This window comes from Paraburkholderia sp. FW306-2-2C-D06C, from assembly GCF_058781505.1.
Map to the genome: position 1 here is coordinate 62317 of NZ_JBYSWU010000017.1, position 14416 is coordinate 76732.

General features: G+C 57.0%; 13 protein-coding genes. 9 read left to right on the plus strand and 4 right to left on the minus strand.

What is annotated here, in order from left to right; all coding sequences use genetic code 11:
- Window positions 1-20 precede the first annotated feature (20 nt).
- From AC3WLT_RS15330 to AC3WLT_RS15370, 9 genes are all read left to right on the plus strand, one after another.
- Window positions 21-1445, plus strand: a complete 1425-nt coding sequence (locus tag AC3WLT_RS15330) for a UbiA family prenyltransferase (protein WP_492592616.1) — start codon at window positions 21-23, stop codon at window positions 1443-1445.
- Window positions 1442-2761 carry an FAD-binding oxidoreductase gene (locus tag AC3WLT_RS15335; RefSeq protein WP_492592562.1) on the plus strand — a complete coding sequence of 440 codons (1320 nt, stop codon included), beginning with the start codon at window positions 1442-1444 and terminating at the stop codon, window positions 2759-2761. Before AC3WLT_RS15330 ends, AC3WLT_RS15335 begins: the two co-directional genes overlap by 4 nt.
- On the plus strand, window positions 2758-3498 hold the full coding sequence (locus AC3WLT_RS15340; protein ID WP_492592563.1) for an SDR family oxidoreductase: 741 nt from the start codon (window positions 2758-2760) through the stop codon (window positions 3496-3498). The genes AC3WLT_RS15335 and AC3WLT_RS15340 overlap by 4 nt, the downstream gene beginning before the upstream one ends.
- A gap of 47 nt (window positions 3499-3545) precedes the next feature.
- Window positions 3546-5159: a hypothetical protein gene (locus tag AC3WLT_RS15345; protein WP_492592564.1), complete on the plus strand. Its 1614-nt coding sequence runs from the start codon at window positions 3546-3548 to the stop codon at window positions 5157-5159.
- Window positions 5160-5325: 166 nt separating this feature from the next.
- Entirely contained in the window at window positions 5326-6264 is a 939-nt protein-coding gene (locus AC3WLT_RS15350; RefSeq protein ID WP_492592565.1) for an NAD-dependent epimerase/dehydratase family protein, read from the plus strand.
- 14 nt (window positions 6265-6278) lie between these two features.
- Window positions 6279-7562 (plus strand): NAD(P)/FAD-dependent oxidoreductase, encoded by a 1284-nt coding sequence (locus AC3WLT_RS15355; protein ID WP_492592566.1) that lies wholly within the window; start codon window positions 6279-6281, stop codon window positions 7560-7562.
- Between the two features lie 2 nt (window positions 7563-7564).
- Window positions 7565-7987, plus strand: coding sequence for a GtrA family protein (locus tag AC3WLT_RS15360; protein WP_492592567.1), 423 nt, complete (start codon window positions 7565-7567; stop codon window positions 7985-7987).
- A gap of 384 nt (window positions 7988-8371) precedes the next feature.
- On the plus strand, window positions 8372-9301 hold the full coding sequence (locus AC3WLT_RS15365; RefSeq protein ID WP_492592568.1) for a phytanoyl-CoA dioxygenase family protein: 930 nt from the start codon (window positions 8372-8374) through the stop codon (window positions 9299-9301).
- Window positions 9302-9679: 378 nt separating this feature from the next.
- Window positions 9680-10795, plus strand: a complete 1116-nt coding sequence (locus AC3WLT_RS15370) for a methyltransferase domain-containing protein (RefSeq protein WP_492592569.1) — start codon at window positions 9680-9682, stop codon at window positions 10793-10795.
- Window positions 10796-10875: 80 nt separating this feature from the next.
- Here the strand turns inward: AC3WLT_RS15370 and AC3WLT_RS15375 are convergent, their stop codons facing one another.
- The 4 genes from AC3WLT_RS15375 to AC3WLT_RS15390 are packed head-to-tail and all read right to left on the minus strand — an operon-like array spanning window position 10876 to window position 14413.
- A complete protein-coding gene (locus AC3WLT_RS15375; RefSeq protein WP_492592570.1) occupies window positions 10876-11745 on the minus strand; it encodes a hypothetical protein in 870 nt (289 codons plus the stop codon).
- 15 nt (window positions 11746-11760) lie between these two features.
- Window positions 11761-12804 carry a glycosyltransferase family protein gene (locus tag AC3WLT_RS15380; RefSeq protein WP_492592571.1) on the minus strand — a complete coding sequence of 348 codons (1044 nt, stop codon included), beginning with the start codon at window positions 12802-12804 and terminating at the stop codon, window positions 11761-11763.
- 5 nt (window positions 12805-12809) lie between these two features.
- Window positions 12810-13439, minus strand: a complete 630-nt coding sequence (locus AC3WLT_RS15385) for a histidine phosphatase family protein (protein WP_492592572.1) — start codon at window positions 13437-13439, stop codon at window positions 12810-12812.
- Window positions 13436-14413: a glycosyltransferase family protein gene (locus AC3WLT_RS15390; protein ID WP_492592573.1), complete on the minus strand. Its 978-nt coding sequence runs from the start codon at window positions 14411-14413 to the stop codon at window positions 13436-13438. Before AC3WLT_RS15390 ends, AC3WLT_RS15385 begins: the two co-directional genes overlap by 4 nt.
- Window positions 14414-14416: the final 3 nt, after the last annotated feature.

Sequence of the window (14416 nt, forward strand, 5' to 3'; positions counted from 1 at the left end):
CAAGGGGAAGGGTTAGCGAAATGCAGTGGAAAACGTTGGCCGTCGACCTGGACGGCACGCTGATGCGATCGGATATGTTGATCGAGACGGGTTTTGCCTATCTGAAGGCGCACCCGTTGCGGTTCTATCGTCCGTTAATCTGGTTCGCACGCGGAGGTAAGGCGCATCTCAAGGCGAAGTTGGCCGAGGCGACTCACGTCGACGTTGCGACTTTGCCATATGACTCGAAAGTGATCGAGTGGCTCAAGCGTGAGCGAGCCGCCGGCCGCACACTGGTGCTGGCGACCGCAAGCGATGCGCGCTACGCCGAGGCGATCTCGGGACATCTCGGTTTGTTCGACAAGACGCTCGGCAGCGACGGTAAGGTGAATCTATCGTCCGGTCGCAAGCGTGATGCGCTGGTGCGCGAGTTTGGTAACAAGGGTTTCGATTATGCTGGCAATTCGCACGACGATCTCGCTGTATGGGAGGCCGCCGAGCGCGCCTATGTCGTGAATCCCTCGCCCGGCGTTGAGCGGCGTGCGCACAAACTCGGCAATGTCGAGAGCGTGCTGCAAACACGCAAGAATCCACTGCACGTGTGGATCAAGGCGCTGCGCATGCATCAGTGGTTGAAGAACCTGCTGATCTTCATTCCGTTGCTGGCGTCGCATCAGGTGTCGTCGTGGGTGCTCGACGTGCGCGGCGTGCTCGCGTTTGTGCTATTCGGTCTGTGTGCGTCGAGCGTCTATCTGCTCAACGATCTGCTCGATCTCGACGACGACCGGCACCATCCGACCAAGCGGCGACGTCCGTTCGCATCGGGTTCGTTGTCAATTGTATGGGGCATGGTGGCGTTTCCGGTCCTCGCGATCGGCGCCTTTGCGGGCGCGCTAATCTGGCTGCCGTGGCGGTTTGCTGCGGTGCTGGCCGGCTACTACGTGCTGACGATGGCGTATTCGTTCCTGCTCAAGCGCCGCGTGATTCTGGACGTCGTGGTGCTGGCGATGCTCTATACCGCACGCATCATCGCTGGCACTGCAGCGTTCAGAATGACACTGACGTTCTGGCTGCTGGGTTTCTCGATGTTTCTGTTTTTGAGCCTGGCGCTCGTCAAGCGCTACGCTGAACTGCACGCGACCCGCGCCGCGGGCGGCGCGAAGGCACGCGGGCGCGGTTACGTGGCCGACGATCTGCCGATGATCTCGTCGCTCGGCGCTGCGTCCGGCTATCTTTCAGTGCTGGTGTTGGCGCTTTACATTCAGGACTCGAAGACGACGCATCTATACGGCCATCCGCAGGTGATCTGGCTGGCATGTCCGTTGCTGCTCTACTGGATCAGCCGCACATGGCTAATCACGCACCGAGGGCTGATGCATGACGATCCGGTCGTGTTCGCCGCGAAAGACCGTACCAGCCTGCTGATCGTGGCGTTGATGGGCCTGGTTTTCTGGCTCGCGATATGACGGGCCCGCTCAAGTCGTGGGGGCGATACCCCTATCACCCGCAGGCTGCGCATCCGGTGCCGTGGCGCGACCGGCTGCGCGCGACCTGGGAGCAGGTTGCGAGCGCCAACGGCACGACGCTGGCCTATGGAAATGGCCGCAGCTACGGAGACAGTTGTCTCGCCGCCAGCGATCACGTAGTGCATATGCAACCGCTCGATCGCTTTATCTCCGCCGACTGGCAAACCGGCGTTGTGCGTGCTGAAGCCGGCGCCACGCTGGGCGACGTTTTGCAACTGTCCGTGCCGCGAGGCTGGATGCTGCCTGTCACGCCGGGCACGAAGTACGTGACACTCGGCGGCGCGGTGGCCAACGATGTTCACGGCAAGAACCACCACGTGCGAGGCACGTTCGGCCGTCACGTACGCCGCTTTGCGTTGTTGCGCTCGGAGCGCGAGCCGCTCGAATGCTCGCCGGAAGAGAATGCCGAATGGTTTGCCGCGTCGATTGGTGGCCTCGGGCTCACCGGTGTGATCGCCTGGGTGGAAATTCAGCTGATGCCGATCCGCTCGAGCCGCGTGTCGGTGACGAGCATACGGTTCGGCAATCTCGACGAATTCTTTGCGTTGTCGGAAGAACTCGACAGCAAGCACGAGTACAGCGTTGCATGGATCGATTGCCTGAGCCGTGGCGCAGCGCTCGGACGCGGCATCTTCATGGTCGGGGATCATTCGGCGGATGGCGATCTGCAACTGCCGATCAAGAAGAAGCGCACCGTGCCGGTGACGCCGCCAATCTCGCTGATCAATCCGCTGACCTTGCGCGCATTCAACGCGCTGTACTACAACCGTCAGCAAAACAAAACAGTTCAAAGCGAAGTCGACTACGACAGCTACTTCTACCCGCTCGACGGTCTGCTCGAGTGGCACCGCATTTACGGCAAGCGCGGGTTTCAACAGTATCAGTGCGTGCTGCCTCAGGCTAACTCCCGCGACGGCATGCACGCGATCCTGGAGGCGATTGGGGAAAGCGGTACGGGCTCCTTTCTCGCAGTGCTCAAACGCTGCGGCGCACTGGTCTCACCAGGCCTGTTGTCTTTTCCGATGGCGGGTGCGTCGCTCGCGCTGGATTTTCCGCAGCATGATGAACGCAATCGCCATCTGTTCGAGCGGCTCGACGCAATCGTCCGGGAAGCCGGCGGGCGGTTGTATCCGGCGAAGGACGCGCATATGTCGGCGAGCGATTTCCAGCTCGCCTATCCGGCGTGGCGTCAGTTGGAGGCATTGCGCGATCCCGCGCTGATGTCACGTTTTTGGCAACGAACAACACAAACATGAAAAAAGTCCTGATAGTCGGTGCGACGTCTGCAATTGCGATCGCCTGTGCACGCCGTTGGGCGTCCGAAGGCGCGACGCTGTTTCTCGTCGGGCGGCAGGCGGAGCGCCTGGAACAGATTGCGGCGGATCTCGTGGCGCGCGGCGCCAAGGCGGCGACGAGCCATGTGCTGGACATGAACGACTTCGATGCACATCAACCGATGCTCGATGCGTGCGTAGAGGCGCTAGGCGGCATCGATGTTGCATTGATCGCGCATGGCACATTGTCTGATCAGAAAGCCTGCGAACAGGATGTGAAAGTCGCGTTGCGCGAGCTGTCGACCAATGGTTTGTCGGTTATCGCGTTGCTGACCCCGCTGGCCAATCTCATGGAAAGCGCGAAGAGCGGTGTGATCGCGGTGATTTCGTCGGTGGCCGGTGATCGTGGGCGGCCCTCGAACTATGTCTACGGGACCGCGAAGGCCGCCGTCACAACGTTTTGTGAAGGATTGCGCGCGAGGCTTTTCAAGTCAGGCGTGCATGTGCTGACGATCAAGCCGGGGTTCGTGGATACACCGATGACCGCCGGCATGCCGTTGCCGGGGCCGCTTGTCGCTACACCTGAGCGTGTCGCGAACGATATCGTGCGCGCGGTCGAGCGGAAGAAGGATTCGATTTATACGCCGTGGTTCTGGTCGGGGATCATGTTGATCATTCGATCGGTGCCGGGGTTTTTGTTCAAGAGGGCGTCGTTGTGAGGGTGCGTCTGGCAGCTGTCGCTGCGTGGGTACTCGGGCTCTGTGGATTGTTCGTCATTGTCAGTTGTGTCATAGGTGTGGTGAGGAGCTATTCTCCCGTACCGTTCTGGGACCAATGGGACGGCTCCCTGGGCGGCTATGTGCGCTTCGCAGACCATTGGTCGGTACTGTGGGAGCAACACAACGAGCATAGACTGCTGTTGCCAAGGTTGATTTTCTGGACGGACATTCGATGGTTCGGCGGGCGCAATGTCGTCGACCTCGTGGCTAATCTTGTTCTGCTCGGGGCCTTGGCAGTAACCGTCGGCCGCATCGCGTCGCGCGGTATGCGCCTGACGTGGACCGAAGGGATTGCGCTTGCCGGCGTCATAGTAACGGTGGCCTTCTCTTGGATACAGGATGAGAACCTGACTTGGGGATTTCAAAACCAGTGGTTTGGCGCCTATCTATTTGCGATGTTGGCGTTCGATGCATTGGCGCGTAGCCGTGATACCACTCAAAGAAGCGGCCAGTTTTTGCTGGCGTTGCTATATGGCGCGCTTGCCGCGTGCTGGATGGCTAGCGGCCTGTTGGTGCTGCCGGTGCTGCTCGTCTTTTCACTCTACCTCGGTCTGTCAAAGCAGCGCGTCGCGCTGTTAGGACTCGCAACCGCTCTGGTATGGGTTGCATACTTCAGGCACTACGTGTCGCCACCGTTGCACGGAAGCGTGCTGAATTCCGTACTCCATCATCCGATAGAGGTGGTTGAGTACGTGCTGCTTTATCTTGGTGCTCCAGTTTGGGCCGCAACGGCACAGCTTCCGCTTACCTATCTGGCTGGCGCCATTGTCGTGGTCGCAACACTGGTTGGTTTGTGGCTCGGACGCGGCCGTGAGACTCGCGCGCCTGCATTTCTCGCTTTCGCCGTTTTTGTATGCGGCTGCGCGTTCATTACCGCCGGGGGGCGCTTACCGTTTGGTATCGAGTCCGCACTTGCGCATCGTTACGCCACGTCGTCACTGTTTGCATGGTTGTCGCTTCTGCTTTACTTCTGGGTCAACGCACGCCGTCCGGGGGCTCGCGCCGTGAACGCCGGGCTGTTTGCCTTGGCGCTTGCCGCGATTTTGTCGTATCAGGGTGCCGCTTTCAGACCGGACCGGGACCAGTTGTTCGCCCGAAAGTTGGCCGGACTCGCGGTGCGCGAGGGCGTATACGATAGCGAATGGACACATGCTGTGTATCCCGCAGTCGAACAGCTTCGGGTTACTGCGCAAGCCGCGCAGGCTCGGGGTCTGTCGATCTTCAAGCGATGCTCGCGGGACTATCCGTGTGCGCCGGAACAAGCTACGGCGAGTCGTGCGTGCGAAGGCGCGATCGATCTGATCAAGCCGACCGGTACGCCGGGTCGATATATGGCCAGCGGCTGGATCTTTGATCAGGATGCGAAAGTGCAGCCGACGGATGTCGTCATCGTCAATGCGCTAAACGATTCGCGGGGCTACGGGATCGTCGGCAAGCAGCGGCCAGATGTCCAGACGCTGCTAAAACTCGACGGCGGCCGTGTTGGCTGGACAGGGTTTTTCCGTGCCGATGGGAAGACTATCCGTGTCCTGGCGAAACGCGGGGATACCTACTGTGCATTGCCCAACACAGGTAAAGTGCCTGAACAAGCTGCCCAATAGCGCGCGTGCTACGGTTCGAACCAGACGGCGATGATGAACTTGAACTGCAGCCCCAGCTGAGAAGGGGCGTTTCGCAAAGCTTAAAATATTGCGTTATCTGGCGCGAGCATGCGTTAGTCCGTGCGCGGCGCATCACCTAAACTCGAGTAATCTGAACGATAGATCAATGAACGATACGCGCATCATTCTCCCGGGTGGCGCTGGCCTTGTCGGCCAGAACCTTGTCGCTCGTCTCAAGCAGCACGGGTATACGAACCTGGTTGTGCTCGACAAACATCGGGCCAATATCGAAGTCTTGCGCAGCGTGCATCCTGACATCACCATCGAGCACGTGGATCTGGCTGAGCCGGGCGATTGGACTCGTCACTTTGAAGGCGCGGACGTTGTCGTGATGTTGCAGGCACAGATTGGTGGCCCGACTATCGAGCCGTTCATTCGCAACAACTTAACGTCTACGACGCACGTGTTGTCGGCGATCAAGCAATTCAAGGTCCCCTACACGGTGCACATAAGTTCATCTGTAGTGGAATCCGTGGGCGACGATTTCTATACCGATACCAAGAAGCAGCAGGAGGAGATGGTGCTTGCATCAGGCATTGAATGCGTGGTGCTGCGCCCGACACTCATGTTCGGCTGGTTTGACCGCAAACATCTTGGCTGGCTTTCGCGCTTCATGCAACGCGTGCCGCTCTTTCCGATCCCCGGAAGTGGGCGCTACATGCGTCAACCACTCTATGCAGGGGATTTTTGCAACGTGATTATCAGTTGCATCGAGTCGCGTATCAGCGGCAAGGTGTTCAACATCACAGGGCTGGAGCGCGTTGACTACATTGACATTATTCGTCAAATCAAGGCGGCCACGAACGCCCGTTGTGCGATCGTGCGTATTCCGTACGGACTGTTCTATGCTCTGTTGAAGGTTTACGCACTGTTCGACAAGAATCCGCCTTTTACGGCGGATCAGTTGAAAGCGTTGACTGCCGGCGACGAGTTCGAGGTGATTGACTGGGAGGGCATATTCCAGATCAAGGCCACGCCATTTGCCAAGGCGATGCATGAAACCTTCAACGACCCTGTGTACAGCCAGATCGCGCTTGAATTTTGATGTAGGGAATATTGATGAAAGACGAAAAGATCGCGGTTTTGGGTGCAGGTCCCATGGGCCTCGGGGTCGCGTACCAGTTGGTTAAAGACGGACGTAAGCCCGTGATATTCGAGGCAGACGACCGCGTGGGCGGCATGGCCGCATGTTTTGATTTCGGTGGATTGTCCATCGAGCGCTATTACCACTTCCACGCGATTTCCGATCACGCGTTCTTTGAGGTGCTGCGCGAACTTGGTATCGAGGACCAACTGAAGTGGGTCGAGACCAAGATGGGCTATTACTATCAGGGACATGTGCAGGCTTGGGGTAACCCGATCGCGCTGCTCAAGTTCAAAGGGCTGAGTCTGACTGCGAAGATTCGCTACGGCCTTCACGCGTTCCTGTCCACCAAGCGCAATGATTGGCGTCCGCTCGACCACGTTGAAGCGTCCGGTTGGATTCGTCGCTGGATTGGTGAAGAGGCGTGGGAAGTGTTGTGGCGCAAACTGTTCGACTATAAGTTCTACGACTACGCGTACAACTTGTCCGCAGCATGGATCTGGAGTCGCATTCGCCGCATCGGCCGGTCGCGCTACGATTTGTTTCGCGAGAAGCTTGGTTATCTTGAGGGCGGTTCGGATACGCTGCTCGAAGGCATGCGCCGATATATCGAGGCTAACGGCGGGGAGTTCCGCTTGCGGTCGCCGGCACAAAAGGTTGTGATTGAGGACGGCGCGATCAAAGGTGTAGAGGTCAACGGAGAGTTGCTGCAGTTCGACAAAGTCATCAGCACAATTCCTCTGCCGTACGTTCCGCGTGTGATGCCGGATTTGCCCGCAGATGTATCCGCAGCGTTCCGGAGCGTGAAGAATGTAGCGGTCGTCTGTGTGATCGCCAAGTTAAAGAAGGCTGTGACGCAGAACTTCTGGCTGAACGTCAACGATCCGGACATGGACATACCTGGCATCGTCGAGTACACAAACCTTCGCCCACTCGGAGAACACATTGTGTACGTCCCCTTTTATATGCCAGGCGAGCACGCGAAATACCAGGAAGCGGACAGTGTTTTCATCGACAAGGTGAAACGGTATCTGATGAAAATCAATCCGGCTTTGACCAGCGACGATTTCATCGATGTGCGCGCGAGTCGTTATCGCTATGCACAGCCGATTTGCGAGCCGGGGTTTCTTGACCGGCTCCCGCCGATCCAACTTCCGGTGAAGGGGCTGCTTGTGGCCGACACGTCCTACTACTATCCAGAAGATAGGGGCATTTCCGAAAGTATCGGTCTGGCGCGCAAGATGGCGAGGATGCTGTGACGATGCCCATGGGGACCGCGAAGGGCCGGCTGGTGTCGCCACGTTTCGTCAAATTTCTTCTGGCTGGCGGGGTTGCGGCCGGCGTGAATTTCGGCAGCAGGATCGTCTTCAATAGTTGGATGCCGTTTTCGGCGGCGATCGTGCTTGCGTATATCGCAGGCATGATCACCGCGTTCATTTTGACGAAGTTGTTCGTCTTTACGGAGAGCGTTCACTCGACATCGCGATCCGCGATGTTTTTCGTGTTGGTGAATCTCGTCGCCGTGCTGCAGACGTGGGTAGTGAGCGTGGTGCTGGCATTTCATCTCTTACCCTGGCTCGGAGTCGTGTGGCACAAGAAAGAAATCGCCCACCTCGTGGGTGTGATCGTACCGGTATTTACCAGCTACGTTGGCCACAAAAAACTGTCGTTTCGTTCACACTAGGTCTGCATCGACTAGGCCCGTTGCCTTATTCGGCGCAATGTTGAAACCAATCTGTGAATACCGTCACGCTCTTCCAGATTGGGCACTTTAACGCCGTGGGCCCGTGAGGGCCCGCCTTCAACTTCTTCCTGGCTCTCACCGATCACTGGTAGGACGCGTTCATTTCGTTTCTGCAGTTCCCACAACACCGTTCTGGCCGAAATGCCGCGCCGCGTATGGCACTTCGGATTGTTCAATGCCGACTTATTACAGCGACACCCCTGTCGTTACAAGCTCGGGAGGCTAAAACAGGGGCGCCGACGCTGCGTGGCGCGTCCCGATTACAATGCGGTAAACTTCCTACCATTGGCCCCACCAACCTGAGAGAAAGCGGAGACCTAACACGTGGACAAAACCAAGAAAAATTTCGAGCGAGACGGCTTTGCCCTCTTGCCGGGCTTCTATTCTGCCGAAGTGATTGACAGCGTTGTCGAGTCGATCGCACAGCGCAAGCTGCAGCGCCCGCTGGACGTAACGATCGATCTACTGGACACCGGCGAGCGCACCCTGCTCGGCCTTCTTTCCGCGCAAGAAATCGCGACTCGGCGCATGAAGATCAACGACCTGTATCTTGACATGCCAGGCGTGCGAAATCTGGCGTTGTCCGACCGGCTCGCCCCGATACTGCGCGACCTGCTTGGTCACGATCCGGCGCTCTGTAATAGCCTGTACTTCGAGAAAGGTAGTCAGCAGCCGCCGCACGTCGATTCGATCTACATGACGCCGCTTACCCCGAATCATCTGATCGCAACATGGATTGCCCTTGAGGACGCTCACGCCGATGCTGGTCAACTCGAGTACTTCCCGGGTAGTCACAAGGTCGAGCAGATGATCTTCAGCAATGGGACGCGTCACTTCGTTCCGGGTGAAATGCCTAAGTGGCACGAATACATGGAGGCGGAAGTCGAGAAGGCAGGTTTCAGCAAAATAACCTTCGCAGCGAAGAAAGGTGATGTGTTTGTGTGGCATGCCAATCTGTTACACGGTGGCGGCCCGATTGCCGATGCGCAGCGAACGCGCAAATCGCTAGTATTCCATTACTTCTCGCGCCCCGATGCACAGAACTTGGACATGAAGTTGGAACCGATGTCGTGCTCCTGCTGGATCAACCGACCGATTCAGGCTGTTCCAGAAGATGTCTTCGCGCGCGCGAGGTTTGAACAAGCCTATTTGGAGAAGTATCAGGATGTCGCGCAGGCCGTTCGCGAAGGCGCATTCGTCTCCGGAATCCAGCACTATGAGACCTTCGGAAAGGCAGAAGGCCGTACCGTCTAACGCGGCATCGATCTCAACGAAGTGGCGAGTCTGTTCGGATCAAATCGCCAAGCGTCCTAGGTGCCAGTTCAAAAGTCCGGTGCCTAGGGCCCGAAGTGATTGTCGTGCGTTCCTCCGATTAAATGGGGCCGAGAACCCGTGCGATCATTGTTGACCCGAAATCTGTAGCGTACTCGCTCAGAACTTTAAGCGCGAATGCGAGCGCGGACGCCAAAGGTTAAGAACCTCTCAGCCGCAGAGTCAATCGGACCGGGCATGTCACTTGCTTCGCCATAATGCCCAGCACGTCCGAAAATAATGCAGGCCCATGAGGCTCACAAATTTTTCAGGTAGGATTGAACGAACTCAGAAAAGTGCAGCCAATTTACGAGAGACAACATGCAGAAGAGCGGCGATGGTGGCGACATCTTTGATCATCGAGACGAGCGTCGAAAGCGGTTTCTGCGCGGACTCAACATTAAGGACAGTACCGGCATTGAAATAGGTCCACTCTGCTGGCCGCTAGTTCGGCGGTGCGATGGTGCGAAGGTCATCTACGTTGACCATACTGATACACCGGGGCTACGACAAAAGTACAAAGACGATGGTCACGTCGACGTCAAGGAGATTGTCGATGTCGATGCTATTTGGGGTAAAAGCACCCTCCATGAAGCTGTCGGTGGTCAGTACGTCGACTACGTCGTAGCTTCTCACGTCGTAGAGCATGTTCCAGACCTGGTCACCTGGTTAAGGGAGCTGGCGGCAGTACTCAAACCCACTGGGGAGGTTCGCCTTGCCGTCCCTGACAGACGTTTCACATTCGATTATTTTCGCCGGGAGACACGCTTACAGGAGGTCCTAGTGAGCTATATTGCCCGCGCACGCGTTCCACAGCCATACTCATTGCTCGACTACTGTTTGAGCGCTGCTGATATCAACACCTTGGATGCGTGGCGTGGGCGCATTGATGCCCGGTCTGTCAGGCGACAACATACTTGGGGTGGTGGCATATATCTCGCGCGTGACGCGTTCGAGAACGGCACATACCATGACGTTCATTGCTGGGCCTTCACCCCGAAATCTTTCGCTCGCCTCGTAGGCGATTTGTCCCAAATCGGTCTGCTTGATTTTGCGTGCGAGGATTTCTGTGACACGGCGCGAAACGAGTTCGAATTTTTTGTCACGCTGAGACGTTCACACGACAAGAAACATATAGCCGACAGTTGGCTGTGCATGGAGCGCGCCGCAAGCAATGCGACCCCAGGAGTTCCGCTTTGGCGCTTGCGCCGCGTACTTGAAGGGTTGCATTCTAGGCGCGCGGGAAATGGACTAACGCCACGCCAATCAGGGCAGCGCAGTGACCTGGATCCTGTGGAACCAATCGCATTTCCGCCCGATTTCGACCCTCTTCAATATCTCCGTGCCAATCCCGACGTTCTTGAGGCAGGGGCGGACCCGACTCTTCACTATAAGCACTATGGTTGGCGCGAGGGCCGCGCTATCCGCACTTTATAGTGCTACCGCCATGTGCCGCGCGCGTTAGCGTTTCGTGCAGGGGACGGCGTGCGGCGCGCTCTGCATAGGCAATGGTCCAGTTAGCGCAAGAGATGCCCCGTATGCGGATGCGGCTTATACGAATAGAGATCGAAGAAATGCTGTTGCCAGAGCGCACACATGAAGTCCATTTGATCCTTGAGCCGCTGGTCGAAGACTCTTGCCGCATCAGCTTCGTCAACCAGCGGTTGCATGTTGCGAACAAGCAGACGTTCGAAATCGTCGATGCAATACTCTGATATCTCCTTGTACGGGATCGCATACGATGCCGCCGTGCATCGTGGATTCAGAGAGATATAGGTACTGAATAACCGCTCAACGATGAATGGCAGGAATGGTGCTGGATCTGTGTGACTCGTGTCCACCATCACAGAGCGTGACACGGGGTGATCCGGGTTGTGCTCAAGAAATTCTGCTATAGGAAGCAGAACTTGCCCGACATAAGATTCCCAAAACTTTTGCGAGCCTACCCAAAAGTTGCAATACGACAGGATGCCGTTGCCGTGCCGAGGGACGTCGTTCAATTGCCAGTCGCTCCCTGACGCATCGAGCAGCGATTGGGCCGCTTGCTGCAACCCTGGATGCGCATGTTCGCCCTGCATCCAGACGTTGAACGACCAATAGGCGAGCTGTGGAAACGGGTTGATAAACCACACGTCGCAATCTGGTCGCGCATCCACGAACTTGATGAAATCTTCCGCGGCAATCCTGGACTTCAACGAGAACTTCGGTGAGAAGAGCCCGGTTGCCGCATGCTTCAGGTATGCCCCACTCCGGTACATGTCGACCAGAATCCTGAACTCGCGCCAAGCCGCAGCACTATTGTCTCTGATCACGAGAGGCAAAAACTCATCGCTCGACAGCTGTTGGTTCGGCAGATAGAGCGGCTCGTAAATCCCGTATTTGCGCATGACGACTCCAGGGCTCTAGTTCGAAAGGACCGAGGTCAGGACGTCCGCACTAAATCGGATGTGATGCTTTTCGACCACATCGTCAAAGGCCTGTTCACGAATCGTCCGGCGTAGCTCCGCATCAGTGGCCATTGACTCCATTGCCGAAAGCCAGCCCTCATAGGTATTGGCGACCAATAAGCCGGTTTGCTCGTGATGAATGCAGTCCTCATAGATAGGGCTGCGTGAATAGATCCCCGGCACCCTCGCGGTACCGTAATTGAGGTACTTGAAGGGATTCTTGCAGCTGTTGAAGAACAGGCTGTCCGGGTCCTCAGCCCCACCAAGCGGCGTAATTGAGAACGCATAGTTGCCGGCAATAAGCGACTGCACATAGTCTGCGTATTGTTTCCTGCTCGTATAGTGCAAAAACGGCAGGGAGAAGATTTCGGGGAATGGGTCGCCGTAGAAATCAAGCGTGTATTCAGGGTGCAGGTGAAAGAAGTCCTGCAGCACCCGGAGCAACACCTCCTTACTGTTGTGCACCTTGATCAGATCCGCATTCGTAAAGACGATCCTGGGCGGATCGGATTCGGCATCCTGCCAGTCACGGTTTGCAGGAATGTACTTCTCCACATACATGCCGTTCGGCAGTAGTACGGGGCTCTCACAATATTGCTTGATCTCGGAGAACAGTTTTGTGTTCGCGACGGTTACGACGTCCGCGATGCCAATCAATGCCTGGATGGCATCAAGTTGCCGCGACATCTTCTTCGCGTTGCTGTAAGACGGAAAGGAGAAGATCCAGTCATCTACATCGTAGATGACCCGCAGGCCGCGGCGCTTCGCCTGTGTCGCTATCTCAACTGCTGCTTGTGAGCTGTGTTTGCTTAGAACGAGCACATCGGCCCAGCTCAGTGCTGCATGAACGCGATCATGGTTCTCAGCGATCGCGGCGTAAACTAGTTGACCTTGGTCAGTCAGGTAGTCCAATGCCTCGGTGACACGTGCCTCCACCGACAGCGACAACGCGTCTGCCGCGACATGGGAAACTCGCTGAAGTGCCAACACCTTCATCATCTATTTTATTGCCTCGTTTGGGCCAGCATGGGGGTTGCCGTCTCGGCTGGGGTCAGCGAGAAGGTCTTAAGCGTTGCTTTGCGCGCGCCGGTGCCGGAATACTCAATGATTGTAAGGCTTGCATGCGAGGGCAGCAGGGCGGGGAAGCGATCCATGCCGATCATCAGCGCGTGCTGAATCAGGCACGCGATAGGACCAGAATGCGCAACAACCACGATTTTTTTGTCGGATGAATTGGCATCCAGCATCTCATCGAGCCATGCCATTACACGGCGGTTGAGGTCGAGGTGAGACTCGCCGTCGGGATACTTCGTAGAGTTGTCGCCATAGAAGCCGGGGTGCTTCTCGACGAACTCGGTTAGCGGCCTGTCAGCAACCGAACCTGCATCGGTCTCGCCGAGGCGCGCATCGATTTCCCACTTGGCATCTGGAAACATGAGACGCGCTGTCTCCTGGGCGCGAAGCCAATCGCTTGTGAGGAAGCGGTCACCAACAAGTTCGACCTGATCGAGCCACTGCCTCATCGCTTTCGCTTGACGTTGTCCCTCGTCGACGAGCGTGTCCGTGCGCGTGCCCGTTACGAGCCGAGCGGCGTTTGCATGGGATTTCCCGTGACGAAAGAGGTAGAGCATCATGACGACGTCACCGCTTCGGTAAAGACGTTTAGCAGCGGGGTAATTGCGTCCGGCAAGCAGTGTTTCTGAAGATGCCGGCGTAGCTCCTGAACCCGTAATGGCGTTTCAAGGCTAGCAGCAACACCGCTGCGTACACTGGTCTCAGAGTCGGGATCGACGAATTGTGCGAATCCATCAAAGTGTTCGCGCGCCCACGCTGAGTCGCTCAGCACCAGTCGACAGCCTGCCAACCCGGCGGCAATCGCAGACAGGCCCGCCGGTTCTTTCGAAATTTCGATGTAGTAGCTGGCTTCCTGCAATGCCGCCCTCATAATCTCAGAGCGGTATGGTAGACCGTCGATGAATACGGAATTGGCAGGTGCTTCTCGACGGCACGCATCGTAGTACGCCCGGTCCCGATATCGGCCGACGAACACGAGCGGCGTGTCGCTGTCACGGAGTGCGCGTATAGCAACCAGTTGATTCTTGTTGGGCTCGATGACCCCGAACCAGATTGCGTATTCCTCGAGGCTATACATCGTCCGAAACAAGTCGGGCGGTGCGGCTTTGGTGAACACAACGTCCACTCCTGCAGGCACGAGCCTTATCTTTTCCTCTGGAGCGGGGAAATGGGAACAGAAGTGTTCCTTCTCAGCGATCGACTTGAAGACGATGTATTTCGCAAGCTTGACGTGTTCGGCGATCATGTCCGCCGGCGGCGGTTGCAGCGCGTTGATCCAGAGATTGGGCCACAGCACGATTGGCTTGCCGGCCGCAGCGATCGAGCGTAGCAGTTCCAATCCACCGCCATGCACTGAAAAATGGAGAACCACGTCGTAGTTATCGATCGACTGCGAGAAGGGGCCATAAATGTCCGCGATATAGCCCTGCTTTTTCAGGCTGTCGACCAGGCTGACGATCTCAAACTCACCACCGCCTTTGACAAGAAAGGCGGAGTGGTACGTCGTGATGAGGATTTTGGGTTGAGCTTTCATAGC